Genomic DNA, 26,911 nt, shown 5'->3' with positions numbered 1-26,911 from the left:
AAGAAAGTCTTATCCTGACTATCATCAAAAAATTCATCTTATTGTGGATGGGGCGGGTTACAACAAAGCGCATCTGGTGAAGGACTGGGCTTATATCAGCAATATTGAGTTACATTACCTTCCTCCCTACAGCCCTAATTTAACCCCGATAGAGCGATTATGGAAGGTCATGAATGAACAGGTTCGAAATAACCGTTATTTCGCTAATAAACATGAATTTCGAGACAAAGTGTTCAAATTTTTCACTACAACGCTACCTGATATAGCGGACTCGCTGACATCGAGAATTAATGACCATTTTCAGGTGCTAAAAACTGCATCTTGAAGTTTCTTGGGTATATATGCTCTGATAAAACAACAATATTAATATAGGGAAACAAACAGTCTTTATGTATTATACCCGTCATCTTTCAAGTTGCTTCTTTGTTGGCTGCACTCATTCACCCCGGTCACAGAGTTATCTAGGCTCCCGGGGATTCGCTCCCTTGCCGTCGCGATGCATCTTGAAATCCATAGGGTATAGGTATTTTTTACGCTGTTATTTTTAATTTCGGGCCATGCCGCAGTTAGTCAGGCTGTCATTAATTTCTTATGAACAAAATTGCAATGAGCAGCCTGTTTATTGTTCTAAGTGACCTTTGTCAATAAAGTTTACATTACTTGAAAGGTTTGGTCTCATCTTGTCCTGAAAGTTTTGCTCTATTTAGAAATACTATGTCTGCCAGAAAGTCTGCAACTTTTCTTATCCTGAGGGAATGCGCTAAATCTGCTTGAATTACCAGCCATAAAGGTTGATCTATGCCCAAATTACTTGAAACACATATGAGACCCGCCGCGTTGGCTACAAAATGTGGAAGAACTGCCAATCCCAAGCCCGCTTTTACAGCAGAAATTTGAGCAGAAAGGGAAGTTGTGGCTATAGAAAGTGGACGGTCTTTGAGTATTTGTTCAACCCATTTGAATGTAAAGAGTTGAGATTGATCATCTGTCCACCCAATAAAGTTATCGTTTTCATATTCTCCTCTAAGCGCTCCTGATGAATGAGTTGCCAGGTAATCTTCACTTCCATAAAGACCAAATCCTAAGATGCCTAATTGACGAATAGTTACATGTCCTCTCTCTGGCCTAATTATGCGAAGCGCTAAGTCAGCATCGCGACGATGTAAATTGACAGTATGAACATCTGTAATGATCTCCAATGTTAGATCCGGATAATTTTTCTGTAAGCTTGGCAAGCTAGGAATTATTAAATTGTTTGCGAGAGTCTCCGTGGTAGCGATACGAACTTTCCCCGAAATTTTCATGCGTGTATCAGCCTCAAGCAACAATGTATTTGCTGCCATCTCCATACTTTTCGCTTTTTCCAGAAGTTCAGTCCCATCTTCTGTAAGTCGATAACCAGCTTGATGGCGGAGGAACAATGGCATCCCAAAAGTTGCTTCAAGTCGTTCAACTCTCCTGGATACAGTTGCAACTCCTATCTTAAGGAGATTTGCAGCCTTGCTTATGGTACCGGTGTGAGCCACTGCTAAAAATATACGTATATCATCCCAAACAAGAGACTGCTCAATCCGGCTTCCATTTTTGGAAAGTTGAATTCCAATATTATCTACATCTTTCATATTTGATATATGCCACAATTATCTTGATAAAAGCAAACGAGTTTAATGCATGACGGTTTTTTTGGATATTTAATATATCAATGGTCATTTCTTTATATATTGAATGTCGAATCGTTTCATTCTTAAACTGCCATTGTTGTTCAATAAACAATGGCAGTCAAAAGGACTTATTGCTTACTCTGAGACCAGCATTGATGAGTTAATTGGAAATAAGTTAACCACCATACATCCAATCCCCATCCTGACTAAGTCTACTTGTTTAATATGATATGAGAGGCCATTATGATGAAGAAAAGAAAAATATTTATTACAGGTGCTGGTGGAGGTATTGGGTCTTCATTGGTTCAGGATCTCCTGCAAGCAGGTCATTTTGTAGCTGCTGGAGACATCACATCAATTAATATTCACGATAGTAACAGTGATTCAGCTCGTTTAATCCCCCTTCAGTTCGACATACGGGATGTCAATAGCTGCACCCAAGCTATTCAAACCGCAGTGGAGACATTTGGTTCAATAGATACACTGATTAATGTGGCAGGTATTTGCTACGGGGGCGATCCACTTACTGCGTCACCCGAAGAATGGGAGAATACATTTGATATTAACGTAAAAGGTATGTTTCAAATAACTCAGGCCGCTTTACCGTACTTACAAGGAAAAGAACGCTCTGATGTTGTGAATATATCTTCCGTATGGGGAGTAGACTACAATCCAAATCTACTTTCATATTCAGCATCAAAGTTTGCAGTAGAGGGCTATACAGGTGGATTGCGCGAGTGGGGTCTTCCTAGAAATATACGCGTGACGTCGTTACAAGTGGACAAAGTCGATACCAATTTTCGTCGCAATTTAGGTAGTGCGGGTGTTTTCCCTGATGAAAAATTGAGAAAAATGCTTACACCAAAAGATGTTTCAGAAGCTGTATGCTTTGTTCTCAGTACAAATTCGACTGCGCATGTATCATATATGCGTCTTGATGCTCCATTATGGTATCAATCAGAAAAATAAGGTCATTGTTATGAGAGTTACACCACAGCTAGCCGTCATTCTGACTCTATTTGCAACCTTCTTTTGGGGCTCCAATTTCCAGGCAACAAAACTCGCTCTCAGCAGCTTACCTCCATGGACTGCATCTGTTGAACGTTTTGTCTTTGCTGTCTTAGCTATTTTTATCTTTATGGTTCTTAAAGGTGGTATTCACGGTAAGGTACTGAGACAAAACCTCTTTGCATTCATTAGCCTTGGCACGATTGGCGTTGCCGGCTTCAATGGAGCTTTGTTCGTTGGTCTGCAAAGCTCCAGCCCTGTCACTGCTGCATTAATAATGGCTACAACTCCAATTTCTGCCAATATTCTAGAAGCCATAATGAATCGCCGTTTTCCAGAGCTTATCCGTGTGTACGGGATGATGATTAGTCTATTTGGTGTAGCGTTAGTTATCACCAATGGTCAATTGTTTTCTGGCGGAGCAATTCATACAGCATCTGGCGACCTAATTATTTTAGCGGGTAGCCTCGGTTGGGCAATTTACACCGTGGGAACCCGCACGTTTGTTACAGGTGCTACTCCTCTCGAAACAACTAGTTGGACGATGCTTTTTGGTACTGTGATATTGGCTATTATTGCCATTTTCATTGAATCACCGGTTCCTTCATTATTCTCAGGAAAACTTGAGAGTCATCTGGCGAGTGTCTATATGGGGATTGCCGGTTCCGTTTTTGCCTATCTTTTTTGGAATATAGGTATTGCTACTAGAGGACCAGGAAGGACAGCGATATTTTTCAATTTCGTTCCAATTTTTGCTCTGGGTATACAAGTAGCGATGGGGGATATTCCAAGTTTGGCGCAAATTATTGGAATAATTATCACCATTTCAGGGGTACTTTTAGGACAGGGTGTGGTTACTTCGAGGTTTATATCTAAGGGACTGCCAGCGAAATAATAATCTACAATAATTAGTTGTTTGTTTTCTAGGGGGATTGAGAAAATGGAAAGATACTGTCCCCCGTTCTCTAAAAATCTGATGGGTAACTGCTGTAATTGAAATGGTAATTCTCTGAAATTTAATGAGAGACTGTTGCTGTTCAAACACGGTTTGATGAATCGTTGTCTCCCTGATTACCAGATAATGACAGAGAATACTCAAGTTATGTCAAACTGAGATTTAGTTAAAGCAATAAAAGCTATCCCTGAGATTCTAGCTTTGGTTGATATCCTCTCTTCCCTAAATCATAGGTATCAGCACCAATTCCACCAAAAATGGTATTGATATTCAGTATGAATTCAATTTTTCCATCACTGGGCTTGATGCTCGGAACAACCGTCGATATCAATCTTTTTAAATAACTATGACTCCTACCGCTTCTTTTGCTCCGGCGATTAAAGACATCGCTAGTGTTCGAGAAGACCCCTTTGCTACCACTCAAGCCGTCTGGCGTTTTCTTAATAATCACCGTATTTCATTTAGCCAGCTTAATCAGCCGATGATTGAGCTAGCCCGATAGGGCATAGCTCAGCGTTCCCATACTTATGCGTTAGTTGTTTATATTGATTCATTTGATTGACCGAGAAGGCGATTCGGTGGGCCATCTGTGTCAGCTCAGCTCGCAGGGATTTCGGAGGTTAATCTGGGGAAGAGAGGGCCACCGGGTTGAGTATCAAGGGAAATACAAAAACTCGGTCAGGTGGCCAGAAAGCTTGTCTGGCTGTGAGTGAAGCCCGAATAACGATAACGTGAGTGGCCAAACCGAAGTGTATCGATGAAGAACCGGAAAAAGGCTAAAAGTGTAGTCAGGTTTGCTGCTCCGGGTCAGACTGATAGTTATCTGGCTGAGGGATGAGGAACTGACCCGGCTAGCTGTAAGTGTGTTGGGTCAGTTCGGCGATGTGTAGAGACCTATGACCTGAAAGGCAGGGGCTTCCCGTGAAAAGCATAGTGAAAGAAGAGGTTGATGTTAAGTACCTTGCCCATGCCCATACTCATTATGAACAAGTGACCGCCAAAGCTACTCCTTCACCACCGCCAATACACAGCGCAGCGATACCATTCTGCAAACGGTTCCGTCTCAAGTTATGGATTAACGTCACAAGAATGCGACATCCAGAAGCACCGATGGCATGTCCTAAAGCAATAGCACCACCATAAGGATTTACGCGCTCAGATGGAATACCACACGAAGAAAGCACAGCCAAAGCCTGTGCAGCAAATGCCTCATTTGACTCAAGTACATCAACATCTTCAGGCTTCCACTGCTGTTTTAATATACACTGGTATATCGCTTCAATGGGAGCTACTCCCATAAGCTCGGGCTCAATACCTGTATTGGCAAAGCCGCTCAAAGTAGCTAATGGCTGTAAATTTAGACTTTCTGCTTTCTCGCGGCTACATAATAACACTGCTGCGGCGCCATCATTCAAGGAAGATGCATTACCGGCTGTAACTGTCCCTTCTTTCTGAAAGACAGGCTTCAGAGAAGATAATTTTTCTATGCTAGTCTCCCGTGGCCCTTCATCTTGTGCGAAACGGAGAATTTCTCCCTTTCTTCCTGCTATCTCAACAGCAACAATCTCGTCATTGAAATACCCCGCCTGTTGAGCATGAACAGCCCGGTGATGTGATAGAAGCGCGTATTCATCCTGCTGAGCACGTGTTATATTAAATTGCTTTGCAACATTTTCTGCTGTTACTCCCATGTGAAAATGATGAAAAGCATCCCAAAGGCCATCATGTACCAAACTATCTTTCAGTTCACTGTGGCCGAGACGAATTCCTTGTCGAGACATGGGTAGAATGTGAGGAGCCAGAGACATGTTTTCTTGCCCACCAGCAATAACTATCTCTGCTTCACCGCTCTGGATCGCTTGCATACCCAAATGAACAGCTTTCAGACCTGAACCACAGACCTTATTAATTGTCATAGCTTGGATAGTAACTGGTAACCCCGCTCGCAATGCAGCTTGCCGCGCTGGATTTTGTCCACAACCGGCTGTCAGCACTTGCCCCATAATGACCTGTTCAATATCTTGTGCAGAAACACCGCTTTCTGCTAATAAAGCACGGATGACCGTACTGCCAAGAAAAGTTGCTGGTTGATCAGCTAGTGAACCCTGGAAACTGCCCGTTGCCGTACGTTTAGCAGCAACAACAACAACGTCTCTCATGATTTCCCTCCTGCTTCGCTCTTTAGTGCGTTTTTTTGAACTATAGCGGCACGGAACGCAGTTAGCCCATTCATGCAGGCGGGAACACCAGCGTACACTGCCATCTGGATTACAATCTCCAATAACTCTTTCTCTGTGACTCCTACATTAAGTGCAGCGCGCATATGCAGTTCTAATTGAGGCTGAGCATTACCTAAAGTAATTAAAGAGGCTACTGAGAGCATTTCACGCGTTTTAAGATCCAAACCTTCACGTCCCACAACTGCACCAAAGGCATAATCAGTAATCAAAAATGGTAAGTCTGCATCCAGTTCTGCTAAACTTCCTATTACTCGATCTGCCAAACCCGGCTCTAATGACTCCATAATAGAGCGACCATGTTCGGTTAATTCTTCACCCATTTTCATCTTGTTTTCCTTACTAATATGTTACTCTATATAGTTTTTATAATTATCATTTTTTTCAATTTTCATAATATTCCTCAATATATATGGGCATTTTCAGTAAGAATTTCCCAATTATTCCTTCGAGCATATGCGGCTAGATTTGTGTTATCACCAACGCAAACCGGATTTCCTGTAGCCTCTAACATTGATACATCAGAAAGATCATCGCCATAAGCAAAGCTATTTTCCAGATCAATATGTTGGTTGTATGAAAAGGAAATTAACGCTTTTTTCTTTCCTTCTCCTATAGTTTGTGGTTCATCTATCTCTCCTGTTAGTTTTCCTTCTTTATTTAGCAATAATTGCGTACAAAGAATAACATCTACTCCCAAATGCCGTCCCAATGGCTTTAATAAAGGCAACATGGAGCCGGAGATAAATACTGTTAAATGACCATAAGTCTGATGCTTATAAAAAGTATCTATTGCTGACGAAATATAAATTTCATCCTTTTTAAGAAATTTATTAAACCAATTCTCACCCTCTTGATACAACTCATCTATATAAACTCCGCTGAGTTGCCGATAATACATACGATTTAATTCTTCTCTTTTCGCTCCCTGAGAAAGAGCAGTAATAAACCGCTCATTAAATGCATTATATTCATGCTGACGTTGGCGACAATGGCACCAAAATTGATAAAAATGAAACATACTTTTCATTTTTATCAAAGTTTCATCAACATCGAAAAAGGCGGCTATTCGCTTCACAGTTCCTACTCTCCTAATAAATATTTTGATAAGGTTTAATTAAAATATTTGTTTAATTACATTCTTATAGTTATTTATTTTGGTGTTGTGATTATTTAAAAAGTAGTGAATTCACTGAAAGAAGCAGTAGGTAATTTTAGATGAGCATGGATATCTCCCCCCAAACCATATAAACCTATCGCACCGCCAAAACTTTGCTGACAACTCATAAAAAGAACAACAATGTTGATAATCCGGTTACGATCCTTTCCCTCAGAGGGGAATGGATTAGGTAATTCTGCCCAGTATTCTGCGTTTCCTTCAGCATCAGTAACAAAAACGTTAGGTATTCCGAGCGGCCCTGGACGACTAGGTTTCTTAGGAGCCAGATCTCGTTCACGCAGACTCATAACAGTATAAACACTGTGTGGTACCAGATGTTTAAAGGTAAAATTAAAGCGTGCACTGCGCTTGTCCTTACCCAGAGTTACCGTCAGAATCCCCTTAGCCTTCATCCAATCCCACAATGTGATAGGTTGCAGCTTACGTCGTCCATCAGAAACTCGGAAATCAGCAATATATCCTTCATGTAATGGCCTGCTTGGTCGCTGATCTCGGGCTGCTTCTGGTCGCTGCTCTGGAGCAAATATCATAGGATAGTTATTCATCGGTAGAGGTAATGGCAATGTATATAAGGTTATTTTTGCCAGATGGTCCTTTGACTGTGCATCATCAAGATTCTGAACAATATGATATGGTGCAACCTGTCCATAAGGTGGCAACGGACTGTTCTGATTCACAATTGCACAGCCCCAACGAATACCATTATCAGAGGGAATCTGACCGATCACGACAAAATTCCCGTGAATATCTACCACCTCAGCAGGGGGATAAAGGGGCCCCTGCGTAGTGACGGCCAGATTATAAGTTTGGCCGTATTTTTCAGGCATACACATTCTCCTCAACAGCTTGTGCGCTTATGTATTGAGTCTGCAAAATAGCCTCAGTGATTTCGTTAGCCATTGCTGCTTCTTTTTTGTTGATCACTTTTTCTGGATAAACCGTGAAGGAAACAGCCATAGATGCGCAAAGTGTTGTATGTTGTGAGATATGAATATTAGCTTTAAAACGGGAACGGCGATCGTTAATATCCTCTTCTACCAATTCATAATTAACTATTGCTGGTAAAGGGAATAAAAAGTTTGAAAATTTTATATTCATATCATTGATGACATAATAAGACTGTCCTACTTTATTTGACATATAAAATTCTTCTGTCACAGCTATAAAAGTCTGACGACAAGCCTCAATTAAAATCATCCCTTGAATATGTTGTCCAGTTTGGTGGTCAGCCATTAATTCACAACGCTCATCAATTAATAGTGGTAAAGAAAATAAATTTTCACTCACTTTCTCTGCAACACCTATCACTGTATTATGTGTTATTTTTTTATGGGAGTATTTGTTTTTCCTTGAAACGGTTAGCTGTTGCAAAGTAGTTAGATCTATTTCGTTATTATGGCATTGATTTCTCTTCTGGTTATCCAATACTTTTTCTGCAAAATCATATCTTACTCCCTGACCAACAATAAACTGCTTCTTTGTATCAATAATATGAGCAGGGATTTGTGTAATAAGATCCAATTGGCTAATGGTAACGACATCTTTACCATTGGCAAATGCATTAAATTTATCCCCTACAACGACTATTTTTTTACATTCTGCTGTATTTTTCATTTTCTCTACCAGATTTTAAAATATCAAGAAATAGAACGATAGATACGGGTATAAAGACCACCATTTCCGCCTGTAATGTAGTTATCCCCAGCTTGCTGGATAATATTCAGATAACGTTCATTGGTAAATACTTCTAAATAGCTTTCTTTATCTACATTAAATGCTGAAATAAACATAACACCAGGTTGACCACTAATCAGAGAATGATATGCTTCAAAACTGGTAATCTTTTCTTTATTTTCCCGCACTACATTAAAGATTGTCTCTTCACGCCATTGACGGTATTTTTTATAATTTTCCGCTGGTACTTCTACATGGCGAAGTTGAATATACTCTGTAGCAGGAAGTTCATACTCAGAGTCAATTGGCGCTTCAACAAATTTTACTAATTCACGGCGAATATCTCCTCTCAATATTGAAGAAAAACTCTGAAAAGCCGATTCTAATTCGTTTTCACTTTCACTTATTTCATTAATAGATGAAAAAGAACGAAGTTCCAGTAATTCATTAATACCCTGTTCGTCTGAAATAAAATATTTCTTATTATTTTTATTTTTTAATGTGTTGAACTTATGAGTATCAGTGTTTTCTTTTAATGGAAAGCGTGTAATAACTATGTATTTTGCAGACATTTTAAATAATCTCATTGTTTATATTGGTTGTCGTATAATAAAGATTTTATGAATTTGTGGAATTGTTATTTTTGTGATATCTTTATTATATCAAGAGTTTCATAAGATAATCTCTGTACCATATTAAGAATGGTCATTCCGGAAGTCGTTAGGAGCATTGAATAATTTAACCTTAATATAGTGATGATTATCATGTAAAATAAAGTATTAAATGAAAAATACAATCGTTATCTAAAACGGACACTAAATTTTTTATACGTTATTACCGCTGGAAAAATTTAAATATAGAGGATTTTTTTATATCCATAAAGTTGGGGATGAAAGGTTATATAGAGAATGGATATAATTATCTTTCATTCATCTATTTATTTACGGCCCCTAATAGGAAGAAACTATAGAAATATAATCGAAAGTGAGCGATGTTTTATAACTTCAGTAGCGATGGCTTTCTATAATTTACAGGATCAGTACATAGCTAGGAAATAATGATAATCAGAAAATGTCTCTAAAGAAAGTAATTCATTCTATACTCAAGAAACTTCAAGCTACGCGATGTTGATGCTATCTGCAATGGTGAATTCACCGTTCCGTGGTACGTCAGATAATGTGTAGCAGAGAGAGCATTGTGTTGAGTTTTTGCAGGAGTTCGCTACGTGCTCAGCACGGCAGTGGTGTACTCCCCGTTTGGTGCCTGACTGATCTCTGTCAGGGTAAACGCCTCATTATTCGTGACGTGTGATATCTCCTTTCTTTACTGCATCGGCCTGTTGCAAGGCCGTGGGTTAAAAACAAACGAAATAAGTGAATTATAAGGCAGAAAAATGCCAATAAAAAGCAGTGATACTGAGTAATACGGGGTTCAAATCGGTCGTTAAGCCAGACCGGACGTGCTTTGGACGTTGACGCTTGGCAGCGTCACTTGGTAATCGTTTCGCTTAAACGCAAGTGACACCGCGAAGTTTTCGGGACGTTTATCGTGCGTGACTTTAAGCGTAGGTAAAATCGTTAGGATGAACGTAGCAGGGTGACTGCTCTATTTGTGTGATAAACCGATTCAACTTAACCGGATACCTTTCATCGCCACCTGATAGAGATTCTTGCAGGCTATGGATCGTGTTTAATAGCAGGTTATTACATTGCAGATTGGGTTGAGCAAGGTCAATTTTTTGTTCGATGAGTGGAGAAAGAATAAAGAAAAATAATGCCCTGACTTTATGAACCTCTACATTTGAAGAATCATCCTAAATTAAAAATGCAAATTTTGTATCAAATAATCAATAAAAACGCGGCACTTGAGACGAATGCGGTGATCACCAGCAAAAACAATCGTAATATCTTGTTCGGGCAAATTGTAATTGGGAAACAACCGAACTAACTCTTTCTTTGCAATTTCTTTTTTCACCATCCATTCCGGCAGAATAGCTACGCCGAGTCCAGCCTGAGTCATTGCCTTAATAGATGAGGATGAATTTGAATGATATCTGGCCATTGCGCGAAGCTCAAACTCTTCCTTTCTATTGTTGTATAGCGTCCATTGCGTTGGGGTTTGTAAATTGCTGTTAGCAATCCATGGTACGGAATTTAATTCATCAACAGACTGAATAGGATTGTTTTTTAGCCATTCAGGAGAAGCCACTATGACAATGGCATAACTACCGAGTTTTCGGCTTTTTAACGCTGAATCACGCAAAGTACCTAAACGAATTGCTAAATCAAGCCGTTCTGAAACTAAATCATTTAATGATGAATTTGCGTAATAGCAGATATCTAACCTCGGATGAAGTTTGCAAAACTCACTTATCAAAGGCAGTAAAAATTCCTCACCAAATTCCGCTGTGGATGTAATACTCAAAGTTCCAGATAGGGAACGATGACTATCCGATATATTCTCAATAGATGTTTGAATATTAAAAAATATTTCCTGAAAATCATTATACAGCACTTCACCAGCTTCGGTCAGCGTGATACCTCGAGTATTGCGAATAAGCAACGGTACATTCAGTATTTCCTCCAGAGATTTTACATGAATACTGGCCATGGCTTTACTGATAAAAAGCCGTTCTGCTGCACGCGTAAATGAGCCGCAATCGACCACGGCAAGGAAAGTTTGAATTCGATTTAAATAATTAAAAGACATGAACTGTTAAATATTAATAAACAACGAGTTCAATTTAAGTTAATCGACACTACTGGTCAAGTTAAATTAGACTCCGCGCCGGAGGATAAAATGACATATCGTTATCGTATTGCCTTTATTTTTTTAGCAGGATTTTTCATTGACTGTGTAAATATTTTCATGTCAGCAATAGCATTGCCTGATATTGCTCGTGAATTGAATATTTCTGAATCTAGTGTTACTTGGGTGGCAAACAGCTATATTCTGGGAATAACTCTCATTATTCCACTAAGTACCTGGCTAGCAAGCTATTTTGGAGCAAAATTGACCATGGCGGCTTCCATGGCAATATTTACTGTGGGTGCTCTACTATCAGGCTTGTCCAGCGATTTTGCATCATTAATTTTGTTCCGGTTTATTCAAGGAGTAGGAGGCGGTTTACTGATTCCAGTAGGTCAGGCACTTACTTTTGAGTTATTTAAAAAGAATGAGCGAGCGAAAATATCGACATTGATTATGGCTGTAGCGCTGACTGCACCTGCCATTTCACCTGGAGCTGGAGGAGTAATCGTCGATCACTTGTCTTGGCGCTGGGTATTTCTCTGCAATATTCCCTTTAGTCTCATAACGGCGTTACTGGCATTTTTGTGGATCAAAGAAGAAAAAACCACAGCGCGCCGACCAGACCTCATGGGTCTGCTGTTGGTTAGTCTAGCGCTCGCTAATCTACTGTTAGGTATGTCACTGTATGCTAATGCTACCAGTCGATGGCTTCCTTTCGCATTAGCAGGAGCAGGTATCATTTTTAGCCTACTCTATATCAGACACGCTCGCAGCGTAGTTCATCCGATTCTCGATTTGAGCGTATTGCACAATAAGCGTATGAGTTTCTCTGTCTTGGCTTACTACGCTGTGCCGGGCATATTTACTGGTGTTAACCTACTCAATATTTTCTATCTGCAGCAGATACTCGGTTGGTCTGCCAGTGAAACGGGACTGCTAATGGTACTGTACGCTGGAGGATCGTTCTGCGCCATGATGGCTTGCGGTCGTCTCTATAACCGCATTGGAGCCGCAAGACTATTCTTTGCTGGTTTTATGGTGCACGCCGTAGGAATCGCGCTTCTGTCGCTGATCGGGGCTGAGCATGGATTACCACTGCTGCTTGCCGCTTACTTGCTGATGGGCACAGGAGGAGGCATTGCTGCTAACACAGCTCAGATCACTGCGATGTTGGATTTTGAGGGTGAACGTCTGGCACGGGCCAGTACGGTCTGGAACCTGAATCGCCAGATGTCTTTTAGTATCGGCGCTGCATTCTTTACTCTTATTTTTAATCTATTACAGCAGCAAACCACCACTACATCCGCTTATCACTACTCGTTCCTTATTGCCGCCGGGCTGGGATTTTTGCCCCTGTTAAAACTCATACAATTTAGCCAAAAAACGGAGTCTCTATGCAATCAGAAAAAGAATTAATCGCTCACCGCAGTGTAATCGAACTTCACCAATGGATAGAGGAAGTATTTTCCGGTCGTAAGGATTATCCATCTGCGTTAGAGAAACTACTGAATAGTTTTAGTGGTAATTTCAGTATGATAACAATGAAAGGTCACCACATCGGCCTCACTGAAGTAGAAAATCTGTTTCGTAATAACGTAGGAACTCGCCCTCAGTTGTGCATTGAAATCGATGCCTGCGAGACGCTGGCTGAAACTGCAGAAAGTGTGATATGTCGCTATCGCGAAACCCATCATAGTGCAGGAACTACGCAGGCCCGTTGGTCTGTAGCAATCATTGATATTCATACAGGCTACGTTAGCTGGCGCTACCTGCATGAAACAGCCATTGTGGAATAAAAAATGAAGCAGTATCCGATAATCAGTATTCGTACTCTAAGTGACACCATCCGAGAATTTACCCTAGTACTAACCTGAACTTCGTTTAAGGAAGGAAAAAAAGAAGGGAACTAAGTGCCTGAGGCACGATCAAAGTTTTTGCTTATAAAACAAAATCGTGGAGATCCTCAGGCTATGGTTACTTTAGAAGAACTTTTCTGCTGCGTCGATGATTTTTGCCAAAAATTTATCCCCCTTTGGGAACAACAGCTCATTGAGAATAATCTGCTTAAACGCCATCGTATGACTTCCTTGTCTCTGAGCGAAGTGATGACTCTCTTCATTTTATTTCACATGAGCCATTACCGTCATTTTAAAGCGTTTTATACTGAGCATGTGCAGCAATACCTTAAAACGGATTTTCCGGGCCTGGTTAGCTACAATCGAATGATAACATTGAAGAAAAGAGCCATTATTCCGTTGTGCCCTTTCCTTTCTTCACGCCAACAAAAATCACAAGGGATTGCCTTTATCGATTCCACTCAAATCGCGGTTTGCCATAATCTTCGTATTTCTCGGAATAAGGTCTTCGATGGCGTGGCACAGCGAGGAAAAACCAGCACAGGATGGTTTTATGGCTTTAAACTTCATTTGATTATCGATGATTGTGGCGAGCTTTTATCCGTTAAATTGACACCGGGAAATAGAGACGATCGCCAGCCGGTTAAAGCGTTGGTCACAGGCTTAACATTTAAGACATCGGAGCGTAGCCGGCTTTTTACTGGAGGTTGTATCAGGACTCATTGCTTATACATTCCAACCCAAAAAGCCGAGCTTAGGTTTACGTGACTATGAAATTGCAATGCTTAAACAAAAATGAGGTTGGATTTAGTATGAATTGTTTTACTGGGCTATACTTCACTAGAAGTTGAATTGGTGCCCGGAGGCGGAATCGAACCACCGACACGAGGATTTTCAATCCTCTGCTCTACCGACTGAGCTATCCGGGCAACGGGGCGCATTAAACCGTATTCAGCCTAAGTCGTCAATGTCTTTCTGATAAAAAATGATAAAAGTCGGTTAATTGATTCCTTTTTGCCCCGGATTTGTGTGGTTATTCATCTTAGGCTGATTTTTATTAACTTAATGCACCATTTTTGCGGCATTGGGCGATATTCAAAACATCTTCTGCTAGCAGTTTTGCTGTGTCGATATCATTAATATCTCGTTTGACCAATAGTTTACTCAGGCAACCTTCCAGAATGAGTTCCATTTGTTTGGCAACTTGTTCGCAATCTTCGATATCCAGTTGACACAGTAGCTCAGTGGTGTAGCGGAAAGAACTTTGTTTTTGTAATTCAGCTAATTGATGAATAGGGTGGTCAGGTTCAGGAAATTCACTACAGGCTGCGATAAATAAACAACCCGGATAGCGTTTCTCTTTTACTTTTTCATCAAGTGTTGTGTAGCGAGCCAGCAGTTTTTGCTCTGGTGTCAGAATTTCATCCAGCAACATTTGTCGTTGCCAAACTTCGATTTGTTGGCTGTGATAACGCAGACAGTCATAAATCAGTGCTTCCCGATTGGGCCAGAACTGCTTTAGATACTCCATATCCATGTTAAGTGAACCAAGAAGCATTTCAGTAGTAGCAGATAAGCCATATTGCTCCAGCAAGTTTAAAGCATGGCTAAGAACTTGTTCTCGTTGCACGGTGTTCTCCTTCAGATCATTTTTGTAGATGCTGTAAATGCTCATTAAAGCGGGCCGCATTCATAAAACCGTTTATTCGTGAATCAGGGATCTCTTTTCCCTCAGAATCAAAAAATAGAATAGTGGGCAATCCTTGTACACTGAATGTTTCCAATAGCTGTTTTTGTTGCGGGCTATTATGCGTGACATTAGCCTGTAATAGCAGGGTATCACGTAGTTGTGATTGAACCTGAGGATCACTGAAAGTATATTTTTCAAACTCCTTACAGGCGACGCACCAATCAGCATAAAAATCAAGCATAATGGTTTTGTGGCTGTTTTGTGCCATTACATGCTCTAATTCTTGCCAGCTATTTATCTGGCGGAAATTGAGGCTGTGTTGTGGCTGTTGTGTAACTGATGTATCCCAAAGCCAATCTTGTAATGGGCGCGCTGCTATCAACGTGAGAACTAACAATATCAGTTGCATGACTCTAATCCAGCCATTTTGACTTCTAAGTGTCAGAATAAATCCCCATCCCAGGAAGCTGACTGCCAGCAAGCTCCATAACCGTATTCCCCATGTGTCCCCGGCAACTCTTTCTAATAGGAAAACAGGCAATGCAAGAATAATGAAGCCAAAGGCTTCTTTGACATACTGCATCCAAGGACCATTGCGCGGTAGAAGTTTATGACCAAACATAGTGACAGCAATGAGCGGTAATCCCATTCCCAAGGCATAGAGATAAAGGGTTATGCCACCTGCCACTGTATTACCACTTTGCGCAATGTAGAGCAGAATGGCACTTAAAGGTGCTGTCGTACAAGGAGAACAAATTAATCCTGCTAATGCCCCCATAGCGAAGACACCGAAGAATGAGCCGCTTTTTTGCTGGTTACTCCAGTTGACCAGGCGAGTCTGAACAGAGGAAGGCAGTTGCAGAGAATAAAGGCCGAACATCGATAGTGCCAGCAGAATAAACAATACTGACAAACCTATAAGTACATACGGATGCTGCAGAGCAGCCTGAAACTGTAGACCCGCTGCCGCTACAATCAACCCAAGTAAGGTGTAAGTGATTGCCATTCCTTGAACATAGCTTAATGCTAACCAAAAGATCTGCTTCAGGCTTTTAGGGCGTTGGCTGCCAAGAATAATGCTGGAGATTAACGGGTACATTGGTAATACACAAGGTGTAAAGGCGATACCGATGCCAATCAAAATGGCCCAAAGTGGTGAAAAAGGTAAACTTTGTTGATCATTTGATGGGTTTTCTGGTGTTTTCTGAACAGGTTCAGTTTGGATTACGTTGGTTGTTTTTGATGGGATAACTGTATTCAATGGAACAAGACGGGTTTCAGGTGGATAGCAGTATCCCGCTGCTGCGCAGCCCTGATAAGTGACAACAATATTGGATTTGTCACTTGCTTCTGTAATAGGAACATTTATGGCAAGTTGCTGGAAATAAACTTCGGTTTCGCCAAAGAATTCATCTTGATGAGCAGTACCCTGTGGCAGAGCGATTTTACCTAGTGTGGCTTGTTGTGGTTCGATACGAAATTGTTTGCGGTAAAGGTAGTAGCCCGGTTTGATTTGCCAGTTTAGTGTTAGTTTGTCGCCTTTTTGCTGAAAATCAAACATAAAAGCTTGATCTGCAGGTAAATACAGGTTCTGCCCCGGTGGTTCAAACAACGCATTGGCTGCCAATGGGGTAAAGAGAGAACTGAAAAATAGCAAAAACAGCATCAAAGTATGTTTAATCATAAAGGTAACTGTATTTAATGAAATGAAACGGATTTAGCACTATAGCTGATGACTGTCGGACCAGAAAGTGTTCTGGTTAAGATTGAAACAATAATTAACGACTTGCAGAGAGGACATATCTTTCATTACGGAAAGGTTCAGGGACGGTGTACGTCCCTGAATTAAGCTGTTGTTGGCAGAATTAGAGGATTATACCGCCGAACAAGAAGCCGAAGGCAACCGCCAGAGTAACTCCAATGGTACCAGGGATAAAGAAAGGATGGTTAAATACGAAACGGCCAATACGGGTAGTTCCGGTGTCATCCATCTGAACTGCGGCAACCAGTGTTGGATAAGTAGGTAAAATGAACAATCCGGAAACGGCAGAGAAAGAAGCGATTGCTGTCAGTGGTGTAACGTTCAGAGCCAGCGCCATCGGCATCAGTGCTTTTGCTGTTGCAGCTTGGGAATAGAGCAGGGCAGAACAGAAGAAGAAGATGACTGCCAGTAACCAAGGCTGAGATTGGATTAAGCCGCCAGCCGTGTTTTTAATCCAATCAATATTTGCTTGTACAAAAGTATCGCCTAGCCATGCAACACCCAGAATACAGATACATGCGCTCATACCTGCTTTAAAAGTGCTGGAATTGAGAATGGCATCAGTATCAACTGAACAAAACATAGTGGTGATAGTTGCAACACTCAGCATGATAATCAGAATGGCGCTGGTGGTACTCATCAGCGGTGTTTCAATCAGACCGATACTTGGGCTGTTGACGATAGCGTAAATAACAACACTAATAACGCCTGAGAGGAACAGCAGAACGGAAGCTTTGGCTCTTGGTTTAACTTCAATCTGTTTGCTGCCGCGCAGAGTGACCAGGTTTTCTTGCAGACGTTTTAGATAAACAGGGTCGTCAGATAGTTTGGAATTAAATACCCAGGAGATAATAAAGGACATCAGAACAATAGCAGCGAAAGTTGACGGCAACAGAACCATCAGCAGGTGGATATAGCTGACACCATGACCTTCCATCAGAGAGGACATATAAACGACTGCCGCGGAAATAGGCGAGGCGGTAATACCAATTTGGGCTGCTACAACTGCGGTGGAAAGTGGGCGGCATGGTTTAATGCCTTGCTCTTTTGCAACTTCAGCAATAACAGGCAGCGCTGACAGAGAGATATTACCTGTACCTGCAAACAGCGTTAGAAAATAGGTAACAATGGGGGCAAGGATAGTGATGTACTTGGGATTCTTGCGTAAAAGTTTTTCTGTTTGTTGAACCAGATAATCCAGACCACCAGCAACTTGCATCGCAGAGATTGCGGCGATAACCGCCATAATGATGGAAATAACATCAAATGGAATATGCCCTGGTGTAACACCCATTGCTGATAGCACCAGAACGCCAAGACCACCGGCAAACCCAATGCCGATCCCCCCTAATTTTGCACCAAGGAAGATGGCCAGCAGAACGATAATCAATTCTACGGCTAACATAATATTTACTCCTTAAGATAATTAAAAATTTGAAAATTTTAGGTTAATATTTTGTGCGTGTAGGGAAGTAAAAAGGCACGCCATCCAGTTGGAGTTGCGTGCCTTAATTATTAAGACTTATTTATTATTATGAATATTTTATTCGTCATAAAAACGTTTCACTTTATACCTGTTATCTTTCAAGTTGCCTCTTTGTTGGCTGCACTCACTCACCCCGGTCACATCGTTATCTATACCCTTCATCTTTCAAGCTGCTGCTTTGTTGGCTGCGTTCACTTACCCAGTCACCTAGTTATCTATGCTCCTGGGGATGCGTTTTCTTGCCGCCGCACTGCAACTTGAAATCTATTGGGTACATACGCTAATTGCCTCAGATTTTCTACTGAACAGATATAATCTAGCCGAGCTTTACTTAGTAAACTATGTTCTAACACAATTTTTCTTGCATTTTTCCAGTCTTAACGCAAATATTTCAATAAATGAGTACCATTATTATAGAAATACTCACAATGAATTGCACGATATAATCTGAATCGATGAAAGTGCCTGAAATGGTTTTGCAGAATGATTTACTTTTCAAAATTAGAAGAAATTTACGGCAATATTATTGGCTGGTATTTGGCCATCTATCATTATCAATAAATTTGGGTCGTTACCAGCCATTGTTATTATCAGTAATTTTTATGTTTCCTGGCTAATCATAACTATTGCAAGGGGCACAGTAACAATAGCAAGTGTTGTGCTTAATATCACTGAAAGCGCTGCTTTTTCAGGATGGACGTTTAGATTGTTTGCAATAACTACTACATTACCAGCCATAGGAGTGGCTAGCATGAGAGTGATAACAACCAATACATCATGGGGTATATTAGCTATATAATGAAAAGAGAGTAGCCCAAGAATAGGGTAGATAAGGTGTTTCCATAACAACGCAAAAAACGAAAATTCCCAATCAATTTTCATTTTGTAAATAGAAGATAGGGTTATTCCAATAACCATCATGCCTAGAATACTATAAGCTCCTTTAAAGTTATTTAGTGTAGATATTAATATGGGATGTAGTGTTGTGTTACTACTTTTCAATATAATTCCTAATATGGCCGCATAAATAATAGGTAATTTTATGATTTTTGTTATGCTTTCTTTGGTGGTGAGATGTCCTTTTGCGGTAATAAAGTAGCCTATAGTGAATTCGTATAAATTGATACCTATTATAATAAATATAGCAATGGCTATTTGATTGGGATTAAAAATAGCAAAAGCTATGGGCAATGCAAAATAACCTGTATTGCCGGTTCCTCCTGCGAATCCAAATAGATTAGCTTTCCCATCAGACCATAAATATCTTCCTAATAAATATGCTATTGATGCAGCAATTGATGCTGTTAATAGACTTGCGATAGAATATTTAAAATAAGTCCAATCAGAAGGTGATTGTATAATCGAAACAAAAATAACTAAAGGAGAAATAATATAAATAAGCAATGATGAAATATCTTTTTCCCTTAAGTCTAATTTCTTACCAACAAAAAAACCTATTAATGTGATGAGTATTAATAATGCTACTCTAAACATGATTTCAAAGAACATAAATCACCTGGATTACATAAATTTAGTCCACTGATGGTAGGCATTAATATGCTTAACAGATTAATTCCAGTACACTAGCAGTTGGAACTATCGATGAACCATAACACCGTTGAAGCCAACGTTCTCCCTTGACCTCACCTCTACCATGTACGCATCTTAAGTTATTAAAGATAACTAGATCACCTGGCACCCATTCTTGAATAATAGCGATATCATCGATTGCATTGCGTAAGTTGGATAATGCTTTTTGTGCTTTTTCATTTGTTGCTATTGTATTATGAAAAGCGACTTTTATTTCGTAAGATCCATTAATACGATCAAGTACTGATGTTTTAACTTTTTTATTTTCAATATTAAATGTTGCAGGAGCAAAATGAATAAATAAGTCGCTCATTAATGTCTCTATTTCATCTTTTGAGATTTTTTTTAGTGCCTCTCTGAGTGAAGCCAGTTTTGTTCCTGTTTTGTATTTATCAACAAGACAAATTAATGTTAGGGTCTGCGGACGAATCTCTCGGTTTAAGTAAGCTGCATCAGTGTGATAATCGAATTCTATTGAACCATTACTGGATGCTGTATTTTCCTTAGATTTGATAGGGACAATTTCATGTACCAGAGCACCATCTTTCTCTTGTTTGTAAGAAAATGGATGAAAACCTAACGCACTACTTATTCCGAGAATGCTAAGCTCTGAAATAAGTTCTTTTTCTTTTGAGCGTTTCCCATCGGTAGGATAAGAAGGTATGTTTTTATCTATAGGGATATTAGAGAATTGGATATATCCTTTTCCATAATTAATTTCATCTTGAAGTTCTTGTATATTTGGCAAAAATTTTTCAGCAATCTTTTTACTTTCAAATATTAATTTATCGTCAATTGTTGGTGAGTTTGTCGTAATTTTGCAAAGTTCATTTTTCCATAAATTACTGACTTTCTGAGTAATTGAAATCTTCATATTCCTATTCCTTACTTGTAACTTTATGTTAAGAAATTAGAACTCATCCCATTAGAGATATTTTATTTACCATTCTTTGTCAGAAATGGCAGTGCTAAAGAGACAGTTGTTGTTGAATCTATTTTGGTACGACTAGGGGGAGTGGTAATATTTAAAACTCACACTATATCGACTGATAAATAAATTCTCATAGATATTTATTTAATGCAATAACCTCAGACCACAGCATGATTTGATATGTTTTAATTTTGTTATTTAACTGTTTGTATTTAACAATAAAATTACAAAATAGATATTTTAATTAAAATGAATTTTCAGACTTGTCTTATTTTATATCACCTTGTGGAGTAGTAATATTCTGATTAGTCAGAAAAATAGAAAAATAAATTGATTTTAAAAGCAAACTATTATTGACAATGAGGATATATAATTGGCTTTTTTATAAGTGAATAAAGCTACTCCTAATGCTCACCGTTTTACTCATTGAAATAATTAAAAATTTTAGGTTAATACTTTGTACGTGTAAGAAATAAAAAAGCACGCTACCCAGTTGGAGTTGCGTGCCTTATTGCTAAAAGCTACTGTTTGTTATGTTCAATGACTTAATCGTCAAAACGTTTTGCCTTATAAGCTGGGCGTTTCAAGTTCTCTACAGCGAAGATGTCATCCAACTCAGTTTCGGTCAATAAGCCTCGTTCCAGCACGACTTCACGAACACTCTTACCGGTTTCAGCACAGATCTTCCCAACGATATCACCGTTGTGATGACCTATGAATGGATTCAGATAAGTGACGATACCAATCGAGTTGAACACGAAGCTTTCGCAAACTTCTTTGTTGGCCGTGATACCACTAACACATTTTTCTACCAGATTGCGGCAAGCATTGCTTAGCAGGGAGATAGATTCAAACATGGCCTGACCAATAGCAGGTTCCATAACGTTTAACTGTAACTGGCCAGCTTCAGATGCCATAGTGACACAAATATCGTTACCAATGACTTTGAAGCAAACCTGGTTCACAACTTCTGGAATAACAGGGTTAACTTTTGCTGGCATGATTGAAGAACCAGCCTGCAATTCTGGCAGGTTGATCTCGTTCAGGCCGGCACGAGGGCCGGAAGAGAGCAAACGCAAGTCATTACAGATTTTAGACAGTTTAACCGCTAAACGTTTCAGGGCGCTGTGAACCATAACATAAGCACCACAATCAGAGGTGGCTTCAATCAGATCTTCTGCCGGTATGCAAGGTAGCCCGGAGACTTCAGCCAGTTTTTCAACGGCCAGTTTCTGATAGCCTGGTGCTGTGTTAAGACCGGTACCGATAGCGGTAGCACCAAGGTTAACTTCCAATAACAGTTGAGAAGTCCGGCTCAGGTTTTTAACTTCTTCTTTCAGCAGGATGGAGAATGCGTTGAATTCTTGTCCCAGCGTCATAGGTACAGCATCCTGCAACTGGGTACGACCCATTTTCAGGATGTCATCAAATTCTTTGGCTTTTTTATCGAAGCCAGCGATGAGCAACTCAATGGACCCGATGAGTTTCAGGATTGAGTTATAAACGGCGATACGAAAACCGGTTGGGTAGGCGTCGTTGGTTGACTGACTTTTATTCAGATGGTCATTAGGATTGAGGTATTCATACTCACCTTTTTGATGACCTAATAATTCCAGGCCGATATTCGCCAGAACTTCGTTAGTATTCATATTGAGTGAAGTACCGGCGCCGCCCTGAAATACATCAACCGGGAATTGGTCCATGCATTTACCTTCATTGAGCACTTCATCGCATGCTTTGATAATGATATCTGCAATTTTTTTTGGGATGGTTTGCAATTCTTTGTTAGCCAGAGCCGCAGCTTTTTTTACCATCACCATGCCACGGATAAATTCTGGTACATCGTTAATGGTGTTATTACTGATGTAGAAGTTTTCAATCGCACGTAAGGTATGAATACCGTAATAGGCTTCAGCAGGGACTTCTCGTTTACCTAACAGGTCTTCTTCGATACGAATGTGGTTTGACATGAGAACCTTCTTATTAGATTACGTTTTTACTGTCTAATTATGGGTTTATTAAATAATTATGTTGCCAACAGCAATAGTTGTGATATGAATTCTTCATCACCAGATTGCTGGTGTGATCATATGCTGGTTAGCAATAAATGCATTGAATCTGGATCACTTTATAGTGGTATTTGCTGAATATGATTTTATATATGTGATGTTTGTCACAGTTTTATGTCTAATCAGTCAGATCTTCGGAGGATTGAAAATGATCGCTGTGACCCCAATCATTAACCGCTATAAAATGAAAATGCTAATTTGGTTGTCCCTTGGATCTTGTTGATATGATTTATTCAGGATACAACCTCTACAGCCAAATCAATTGAAGGAGAACCAAGTGCGTTGGTTGCCATTTATCCTGATATTTTTGCTTATCTATATTGAGTCAACTTTATTTGTGCGTGTCGCATCTGAATTAGGGGTGTTGTTAACTCTGTTACTGGTGTTGTTTACTTCTTGCGTTGGTATCTCTTTGGTACGTAATCAGGGAGTAAAGAACTTTATTCAACTCCAGCAGAAATTGGTTGCCGGAGAAAGCCCGGCGGCAGAAATGATAAAGAGTGTGTCTCTTGTATTGGCCGGTTTCCTGTTACTACTACCTGGTTTTTTTACTGACTTTCTTGGATTACTGTTGTTATTGCCGCCTGTTCAGAAAACGCTGGTGATGAAACTGATGCCACATATCAATTTCTATCGTCCTCATAATAGGAGTGGGTTCAGACAGGACGGTAACACCTTTGAAGGGGAATACGAACGTAAGCAAGATGAACCCTCCCATAAGTTGAACGACCATAAACGTAGCGATGATGAGCATAAACCTCATTGATAAGAAAGTATTTTTTCTAATTGTGTGGTTTTTTTCTGCGGGTAATAAAAGAGTAAAATATTTTTCTTACCCGCCCTTGAAGTGTCATAAATAAGCCCCCATTTAATCTATTATGATACTGGTTCAGTGAAAGCATACTGGTATCAATCCTCTTACCTGATATGGACTTTCTTATAGGAGAGCTATCAATGAATATTCGTCCATTGCATGATCGTGTAATCGTCAAGCGTAAAGAAGTTGAATCAAAATCTGCTGGCGGTATTGTGCTGACTGGTGCTGCTGCGGGCAAATCTACCCGTGGTGAAGTTTTGGCTGTAGGTAATGGCCGCATCCTTGAAAGCGGCGATGTAAAAGCGCTGAGTGTGAAAGTTGGGGATATCGTTATTTTTAACGAAGGTTATGGTGTTAAGTCAGAGAAGATCGATAACGAAGAAGTGTTGATCATGTCTGAAGGCGACATTCTGGCAATTGTTGAAGAGTAATTGTTGAAGCGTAAGTGTTGCGCTTAGATCTTCTTAACTGAACGAATTTAAAGGAAAGAAACAATGGCAGCTAAAGACGTAAAATTTGGTAGCGATGCTCGCGTTAAGATGCTACGTGGTGTGAATGTTCTTGCTGATGCAGTAAAAGTAACCCTGGGCCCTAAAGGCCGTAACGTGGTTCTGGATAAATCTTTTGGTGCGCCTACAATCACTAAAGATGGCGTTTCAGTTGCTCGTGAAATTGAACTGGAAGATAAGTTCGAAAATATGGGCGCTCAGATGGTGAAAGAAGTTGCCTCTAAAGCGAATGATGCTGCGGGTGACGGTACAACGACTGCAACTGTATTGGCTCAATCTATTGTTACTGAAGGTCTGAAAGCCGTAGCCGCTGGTATGAACCCAATGGATCTGAAACGTGGTATTGATAAAGCTGTGGTTGCAGCAGTTGAAGAATTGAAAAAGCTTTCCGTACCTTGTTCAGATTCCACCGCTATTGCTCAGGTAGGTACTATCTCTGCTAACTCCGACGACACTGTGGGTAAGTTGATTGCAGAAGCGATGGACAAAGTCGGTAAAGAAGGTGTAATCACCGTTGAAGAAGGCACTGGCCTGGAAGATGAACTGGATGTTGTTGAAGGTATGCAGTTTGACCGTGGCTACCTCTCTCCTTATTTCATCAACAAACCAGAGACTGGTTCTGTTGAGTTAGAAAATCCATTTATTCTGTTGGTAGATAAAAAGATCTCCAACATCCGTGAACTACTGCCAGTTCTGGAAGGTGTTGCTAAAGCAAGCAAGCCTCTGCTTATCATTGCTGAAGATGTTGAAGGTGAAGCACTGGCAACTCTGGTTGTTAATACCATGCGTGGCATCGTGAAAGTTGCCGCGGTTAAAGCTCCTGGTTTCGGTGACCGCCGTAAGGCTATGTTGCAAGATATCGCTGTTCTGACTAGTGGTATCGTTATCTCTGAAGAGATTGGTCTGGAACTGGAAAAAGCAACTCTGGAAGATCTGGGTCAGGCAAAACGTGTTGTTATCAACAAAGACACTACAACTATTATTGATGGTGTTGGTGACAAAGTTGGAATTGATAGCCGCGTTTCTCAGATTCGTCAGCAGATCCAAGAATCTACTTCTGATTACGATCGTGAAAAACTGCAAGAGCGCGTAGCTAAACTGGCTGGCGGTGTTGCTGTTATTAAAGTTGGCGCTGCGACAGAAGTTGAAATGAAAGAAAAACGTGCTCGTGTTGATGATGCCTTGCATGCAACTCGTGCAGCAGTAGAAGAAGGTGTAGTAGCTGGTGGTGGTGTAGCACTGGTTCGTGTTGCAGCTGCTATTGCTGGTCTGAAAGGCGACAACCAAGATCAAAACGTAGGTATCCGTGTTGCAATGCGCGCAATGGAAGCACCTTTGCGTCAGATCGTTGACAACGCAGGCGAAGAACCTTCAGTTGTTGCAAACAATGTGAAAGCAGGTGAAGGCAACTACGGTTATAACGCGACTACTGAACAGTATGGCAATATGATCGAAATGGGTATTCTGGACCCAACTAAAGTAACCCGTTCTGCACTGCAATTTGCAGCATCTATTGCAGGGTTGATGATCACCACTGAATGTATGGTGACTGACCTGCCTAAAGATGACAAAGCTGATTTAGGTGCAGCAGGCGGTATGGGTGGCATGGGCGGAATGGGCGGCATGATGTAATGGCCGTTCAGTCGCTGGTATTGAACCTTCAATACGCGATATGAATATCAGACGGGCGGAGTAATCTGCCCGTTTTTTTATATTTATGTTATACCCTTCATCTTTAAAGCTGCTGCTTTGTTGGCTGCTTTCACTTACTCCAGTCACATAGTTATCTATGCTCTTGGATGCGTTCATTTGCCTCCGCGCTGCAACTTGAAATCTATTGGGTATATATATTATATTTAAGAGAAGTAATACCCCATTGTTATTAATTAGACTAAATTAACTATTGAATTAGTTCAATGGGTGAATTTACTTAACATAACAGTAGTAGTGAAACAATTAAGTTTAGTCACTTAAAGAGTATCGTAGCACTGCCACTATGATACAAGTACAACATCGTTAATCCGGAAGTAAACATGTTCGTATTCCTTTAAATAATTCATTCGGGGTTTTCCCTCCCTGTGTCTTTCGGGGGAGATTATTTAATCGGTTTACCACAAAATTTATTTCCTGATCAGAGACTTCATTAAAATCAGTTCCCTTTGGAAAGTATTGTCTGATGAGTCCATTGATATTCTCATTTATCCCTGTTTCCCAAGGCGAGTAAGGGTGAGCAAAATAAATTTGGGTTTCTAATTTTTTATTCATGATTTCATGATCTGCGAACTCCAAACCGTTATCGAATGTGATGGTTTTAACCCTTTGTTTCAACAGATATAATACTTTCACTACCGCTTTTGCGACTTCTGATGCCCGCTTGCTATCAAGTTTAACAATTATGGTATATACCCAAGAAACTTCAAGATGCAGTTTTTAGCACCTGAAAATGGTCATTAATTCTCGATGTCAGCGAGTCCGCTATATCAGGTAGCGTTGTAGTGAAAAATTTGAACACTTTGTCTCGAAATTCCTGTTTATTAGCGAAATAACGGTTATTTCGAACCTGTTCATTCATGACCTTCCATAATCGCTCTATCGGGTTTAAATTGGGACTGTAGGGAGGAAGGTAATGTAACTCAATATTGCTGATATAAGCCCAGTCCTTCACCAGATGCGCTTTGTTGTAACCCGCCCCATCCACAATAAGATGAATTTTTTGATGATAGTCAGGATAAGAC

At 40.2% G+C, this 26,911-nt stretch carries 25 protein-coding genes, 1 tRNA gene and 2 pseudogenes; 10 read left to right on the top strand and 18 right to left on the bottom strand.

All coding sequences use genetic code 11. The annotated features are described in order from the left end of the window. Nucleotides 1–325: IS630 family transposase (locus tag BO26_RS15475; RefSeq protein WP_036772921.1), on the top strand; the 325-nt coding region annotated here is incomplete at its 5' end. A 331-nt stretch (nucleotides 326–656) separates the two neighbouring features. Here the strand turns inward: BO26_RS15475 and BO26_RS15470 are convergent. Then, nucleotides 657–1,622 carry a LysR family transcriptional regulator gene (locus tag BO26_RS15470; protein WP_036772920.1) on the bottom strand — a complete coding sequence of 322 codons (966 nt, stop codon included), beginning with the start codon at nucleotides 1,620–1,622 and terminating at the stop codon, nucleotides 657–659. Nucleotides 1,623–1,904: 282 nt separating this feature from the next. On the opposite strand from BO26_RS15470, the gene BO26_RS22295 reads away from it, so the two are divergent. The 3 genes from BO26_RS22295 (at nucleotide 1,905) to BO26_RS23535 (ending at nucleotide 4,126) form a co-directional block, all read left to right on the top strand. Continuing rightward, complete coding sequence (locus BO26_RS22295) at nucleotides 1,905–2,630, top strand: SDR family oxidoreductase (RefSeq protein ID WP_157835568.1); 726 nt, start codon at nucleotides 1,905–1,907, stop codon at nucleotides 2,628–2,630. Between the two features lie 10 nt (nucleotides 2,631–2,640). Further along, nucleotides 2,641–3,564, top strand: coding sequence for a DMT family transporter (locus BO26_RS15460; protein WP_036772927.1), 924 nt, complete (start codon nucleotides 2,641–2,643; stop codon nucleotides 3,562–3,564). A 406-nt stretch (nucleotides 3,565–3,970) separates the two neighbouring features. Continuing rightward, nucleotides 3,971–4,126, top strand: coding sequence for a hypothetical protein (locus tag BO26_RS23535; protein ID WP_157835567.1), 156 nt, complete (start codon nucleotides 3,971–3,973; stop codon nucleotides 4,124–4,126). A gap of 478 nt (nucleotides 4,127–4,604) precedes the next feature. Here BO26_RS23535 and BO26_RS15455 read toward each other — a convergent pair whose 3' ends face one another. The 7 genes from BO26_RS15455 to BO26_RS15425 all read right to left on the bottom strand — a co-directional run bounded on the left by BO26_RS15455 (nucleotide 4,605) and on the right by BO26_RS15425 (nucleotide 11,424). Further along, complete coding sequence (locus BO26_RS15455; RefSeq protein ID WP_036772918.1) at nucleotides 4,605–5,783, bottom strand: acetyl-CoA C-acetyltransferase; 1,179 nt, start codon at nucleotides 5,781–5,783, stop codon at nucleotides 4,605–4,607. Further along, on the bottom strand, nucleotides 5,780–6,190 hold the full coding sequence (locus BO26_RS15450; protein ID WP_051691004.1) for a carboxymuconolactone decarboxylase family protein: 411 nt from the start codon (nucleotides 6,188–6,190) through the stop codon (nucleotides 5,780–5,782). Before BO26_RS15450 ends, BO26_RS15455 begins: the two co-directional genes overlap by 4 nt. Before the next feature lie 74 nt (nucleotides 6,191–6,264). Continuing rightward, nucleotides 6,265–6,939 (bottom strand): HAD family hydrolase, encoded by a 675-nt coding sequence (locus BO26_RS15445; protein WP_036772916.1) that lies wholly within the window; start codon nucleotides 6,937–6,939, stop codon nucleotides 6,265–6,267. Between the two features lie 95 nt (nucleotides 6,940–7,034). Continuing rightward, nucleotides 7,035–7,868: a hypothetical protein gene (locus BO26_RS15440; RefSeq protein WP_036772913.1), complete on the bottom strand. Its 834-nt coding sequence runs from the start codon at nucleotides 7,866–7,868 to the stop codon at nucleotides 7,035–7,037. Continuing rightward, nucleotides 7,861–8,655, bottom strand: coding sequence for an AfsA-related hotdog domain-containing protein (locus tag BO26_RS15435; RefSeq protein WP_036772911.1), 795 nt, complete (start codon nucleotides 8,653–8,655; stop codon nucleotides 7,861–7,863). Before BO26_RS15435 ends, BO26_RS15440 begins: the two co-directional genes overlap by 8 nt. A 23-nt stretch (nucleotides 8,656–8,678) precedes the next feature. Then, nucleotides 8,679–9,287 carry a hypothetical protein gene (locus tag BO26_RS15430; RefSeq protein WP_036772909.1) on the bottom strand — a complete coding sequence of 203 codons (609 nt, stop codon included), beginning with the start codon at nucleotides 9,285–9,287 and terminating at the stop codon, nucleotides 8,679–8,681. A gap of 1,246 nt (nucleotides 9,288–10,533) precedes the next feature. After that, nucleotides 10,534–11,424 (bottom strand): LysR family transcriptional regulator, encoded by an 891-nt coding sequence (locus BO26_RS15425; protein WP_036772906.1) that lies wholly within the window; start codon nucleotides 11,422–11,424, stop codon nucleotides 10,534–10,536. Between the two features lie 90 nt (nucleotides 11,425–11,514). Here BO26_RS15425 and BO26_RS15420 point away from each other — a divergent pair, with 90 nt between their 5' ends. From BO26_RS15420 to BO26_RS22290, 3 genes and pseudogenes are all read left to right on the top strand, one after another. Next, on the top strand, nucleotides 11,515–12,882 hold the full coding sequence (locus BO26_RS15420; protein WP_036772904.1) for an MFS transporter: 1,368 nt from the start codon (nucleotides 11,515–11,517) through the stop codon (nucleotides 12,880–12,882). Beyond that, nucleotides 12,861–13,262: a hypothetical protein gene (locus tag BO26_RS15415; protein WP_036772902.1), complete on the top strand. Its 402-nt coding sequence runs from the start codon at nucleotides 12,861–12,863 to the stop codon at nucleotides 13,260–13,262. The genes BO26_RS15420 and BO26_RS15415 overlap by 22 nt, the downstream gene beginning before the upstream one ends. Before the next feature lie 174 nt (nucleotides 13,263–13,436). Then, a pseudogene (locus BO26_RS22290) lies at nucleotides 13,437–14,121 on the top strand (IS982 family transposase). 54 nt (nucleotides 14,122–14,175) lie between these two features. On the opposite strand, the gene BO26_RS15405 reads toward BO26_RS22290, so the two are convergent. The 7 genes from BO26_RS15405 to aspA all read right to left on the bottom strand — a co-directional run bounded on the left by BO26_RS15405 (nucleotide 14,176) and on the right by aspA (nucleotide 22,751). Next, nucleotides 14,176–14,251, bottom strand: a tRNA-Phe gene (locus tag BO26_RS15405). A 128-nt stretch (nucleotides 14,252–14,379) separates the two neighbouring features. Beyond that, on the bottom strand, nucleotides 14,380–14,952 hold the full coding sequence (dicD, locus tag BO26_RS15400; RefSeq protein ID WP_036772900.1) for a division control transcriptional repressor DicD: 573 nt from the start codon (nucleotides 14,950–14,952) through the stop codon (nucleotides 14,380–14,382). A gap of 16 nt (nucleotides 14,953–14,968) precedes the next feature. Next, nucleotides 14,969–16,696, bottom strand: a complete 1,728-nt coding sequence (locus BO26_RS15395; protein ID WP_036772898.1) for a protein-disulfide reductase DsbD — start codon at nucleotides 16,694–16,696, stop codon at nucleotides 14,969–14,971. Between the two features lie 181 nt (nucleotides 16,697–16,877). Further along, a complete protein-coding gene (locus tag BO26_RS15390; protein WP_036772897.1) occupies nucleotides 16,878–18,179 on the bottom strand; it encodes an anaerobic C4-dicarboxylate transporter in 1,302 nt (433 codons plus the stop codon). Between the two features lie 681 nt (nucleotides 18,180–18,860). Further along, the gene (locus tag BO26_RS15385) at nucleotides 18,861–19,769 is read right to left on the bottom strand and encodes an AEC family transporter (protein WP_036772895.1); all 909 of its coding nucleotides are present in this window, start codon (nucleotides 19,767–19,769) and stop codon (nucleotides 18,861–18,863) included. 52 nt (nucleotides 19,770–19,821) lie between these two features. Further along, nucleotides 19,822–20,724: a TauD/TfdA family dioxygenase gene (locus BO26_RS21610; RefSeq protein ID WP_051691003.1), complete on the bottom strand. Its 903-nt coding sequence runs from the start codon at nucleotides 20,722–20,724 to the stop codon at nucleotides 19,822–19,824. Between the two features lie 602 nt (nucleotides 20,725–21,326). Continuing rightward, nucleotides 21,327–22,751 (bottom strand): aspartate ammonia-lyase, encoded by a 1,425-nt coding sequence (aspA, locus tag BO26_RS15370; protein ID WP_036772894.1) that lies wholly within the window; start codon nucleotides 22,749–22,751, stop codon nucleotides 21,327–21,329. A gap of 376 nt (nucleotides 22,752–23,127) precedes the next feature. Between aspA and BO26_RS15365 the strand changes: the two genes are divergently transcribed. The 3 genes from BO26_RS15365 to groL all read left to right on the top strand — a co-directional run bounded on the left by BO26_RS15365 (nucleotide 23,128) and on the right by groL (nucleotide 25,808). Further along, entirely contained in the window at nucleotides 23,128–23,616 is a 489-nt protein-coding gene (locus BO26_RS15365) for an FxsA family protein (RefSeq protein WP_036772891.1), read from the top strand. A 188-nt stretch (nucleotides 23,617–23,804) separates the two neighbouring features. After that, the gene (locus tag BO26_RS15360; RefSeq protein ID WP_036772889.1) at nucleotides 23,805–24,098 is read left to right on the top strand and encodes a co-chaperone GroES; all 294 of its coding nucleotides are present in this window, start codon (nucleotides 23,805–23,807) and stop codon (nucleotides 24,096–24,098) included. Nucleotides 24,099–24,161: 63 nt separating this feature from the next. Next, the gene (gene groL, locus BO26_RS15355) at nucleotides 24,162–25,808 is read left to right on the top strand and encodes a chaperonin GroEL (protein WP_036772886.1); all 1,647 of its coding nucleotides are present in this window, start codon (nucleotides 24,162–24,164) and stop codon (nucleotides 25,806–25,808) included. On the opposite strand, the gene BO26_RS23530 is transcribed toward groL, so the two are convergent. The 3 genes and pseudogenes from BO26_RS23530 to BO26_RS15345 all read right to left on the bottom strand — a co-directional run. After that, complete coding sequence (locus tag BO26_RS23530) at nucleotides 25,755–25,985, bottom strand: hypothetical protein (protein WP_157835566.1); 231 nt, start codon at nucleotides 25,983–25,985, stop codon at nucleotides 25,755–25,757. The genes groL and BO26_RS23530 overlap by 54 nt on opposite strands. Before the next feature lie 207 nt (nucleotides 25,986–26,192). Continuing rightward, nucleotides 26,193–26,582, bottom strand: a pseudogene (locus BO26_RS15350) (IS30 family transposase); the annotation flags it as partial. Between the two features lie 10 nt (nucleotides 26,583–26,592). Then, nucleotides 26,593–26,911, bottom strand: a 319-nt coding sequence (locus BO26_RS15345) for an IS630 family transposase (protein ID WP_036772881.1), incomplete at its 5' end; no start/stop codon positions are given.

The organism is Photorhabdus australis DSM 17609 (assembly GCF_000711895.1).
Classification (GTDB): Bacteria; Pseudomonadota; Gammaproteobacteria; order Enterobacterales; family Enterobacteriaceae; genus Photorhabdus; species Photorhabdus australis.
The sequence above is the reverse complement of the archived record's forward strand: the minus strand, read 5'-3'. Positions and strand labels throughout refer to the sequence as shown.

Excerpts from the sequence above, each read along its gene's own strand:
- BO26_RS21610 (WP_051691003.1), bottom strand. The coding sequence starts at position 20,724 with ATGAAGATTTCAATTACTCAGAAAGTCAGTAATTTATGGAAAAATGAA.
- BO26_RS15390 (WP_036772897.1), bottom strand. The coding sequence starts at position 18,179 with ATGTTAGCCGTAGAATTGATTATCGTTCTGCTGGCCATCTTCCTTGGT.
- BO26_RS15360 (WP_036772889.1), top strand. The coding sequence starts at position 23,805 with ATGAATATTCGTCCATTGCATGATCGTGTAATCGTCAAGCGTAAAGAA.
- BO26_RS15440 (WP_036772913.1), bottom strand. The coding sequence starts at position 7,868 with ATGCCTGAAAAATACGGCCAAACTTATAATCTGGCCGTCACTACGCAG.
- BO26_RS23530 (WP_157835566.1), bottom strand. The coding sequence starts at position 25,985 with ATGAACGCATCCAAGAGCATAGATAACTATGTGACTGGAGTAAGTGAA.
- BO26_RS15415 (WP_036772902.1), top strand. The coding sequence starts at position 12,861 with ATGCAATCAGAAAAAGAATTAATCGCTCACCGCAGTGTAATCGAACTT.
- BO26_RS23535 (WP_157835567.1), top strand. The coding sequence starts at position 3,971 with ATGACTCCTACCGCTTCTTTTGCTCCGGCGATTAAAGACATCGCTAGT.
- BO26_RS15450 (WP_051691004.1), bottom strand. The coding sequence starts at position 6,190 with ATGAAAATGGGTGAAGAATTAACCGAACATGGTCGCTCTATTATGGAG.
- BO26_RS22295 (WP_157835568.1), top strand. The coding sequence starts at position 1,905 with ATGATGAAGAAAAGAAAAATATTTATTACAGGTGCTGGTGGAGGTATT.
- BO26_RS15395 (WP_036772898.1), bottom strand. The coding sequence starts at position 16,696 with ATGATTAAACATACTTTGATGCTGTTTTTGCTATTTTTCAGTTCTCTC.
- BO26_RS15470 (WP_036772920.1), bottom strand. The coding sequence starts at position 1,622 with ATGAAAGATGTAGATAATATTGGAATTCAACTTTCCAAAAATGGAAGC.
- BO26_RS15455 (WP_036772918.1), bottom strand. The coding sequence starts at position 5,783 with ATGAGAGACGTTGTTGTTGTTGCTGCTAAACGTACGGCAACGGGCAGT.
- groL (WP_036772886.1), top strand. The coding sequence starts at position 24,162 with ATGGCAGCTAAAGACGTAAAATTTGGTAGCGATGCTCGCGTTAAGATG.
- BO26_RS15425 (WP_036772906.1), bottom strand. The coding sequence starts at position 11,424 with ATGTCTTTTAATTATTTAAATCGAATTCAAACTTTCCTTGCCGTGGTC.
- BO26_RS15460 (WP_036772927.1), top strand. The coding sequence starts at position 2,641 with ATGAGAGTTACACCACAGCTAGCCGTCATTCTGACTCTATTTGCAACC.
- aspA (WP_036772894.1), bottom strand. The coding sequence starts at position 22,751 with ATGTCAAACCACATTCGTATCGAAGAAGACCTGTTAGGTAAACGAGAA.
- BO26_RS15435 (WP_036772911.1), bottom strand. The coding sequence starts at position 8,655 with ATGAAAAATACAGCAGAATGTAAAAAAATAGTCGTTGTAGGGGATAAA.
- BO26_RS15385 (WP_036772895.1), bottom strand. The coding sequence starts at position 19,769 with ATGTTCTTTGAAATCATGTTTAGAGTAGCATTATTAATACTCATCACA.
- BO26_RS15430 (WP_036772909.1), bottom strand. The coding sequence starts at position 9,287 with ATGTCTGCAAAATACATAGTTATTACACGCTTTCCATTAAAAGAAAAC.
- BO26_RS15420 (WP_036772904.1), top strand. The coding sequence starts at position 11,515 with ATGACATATCGTTATCGTATTGCCTTTATTTTTTTAGCAGGATTTTTC.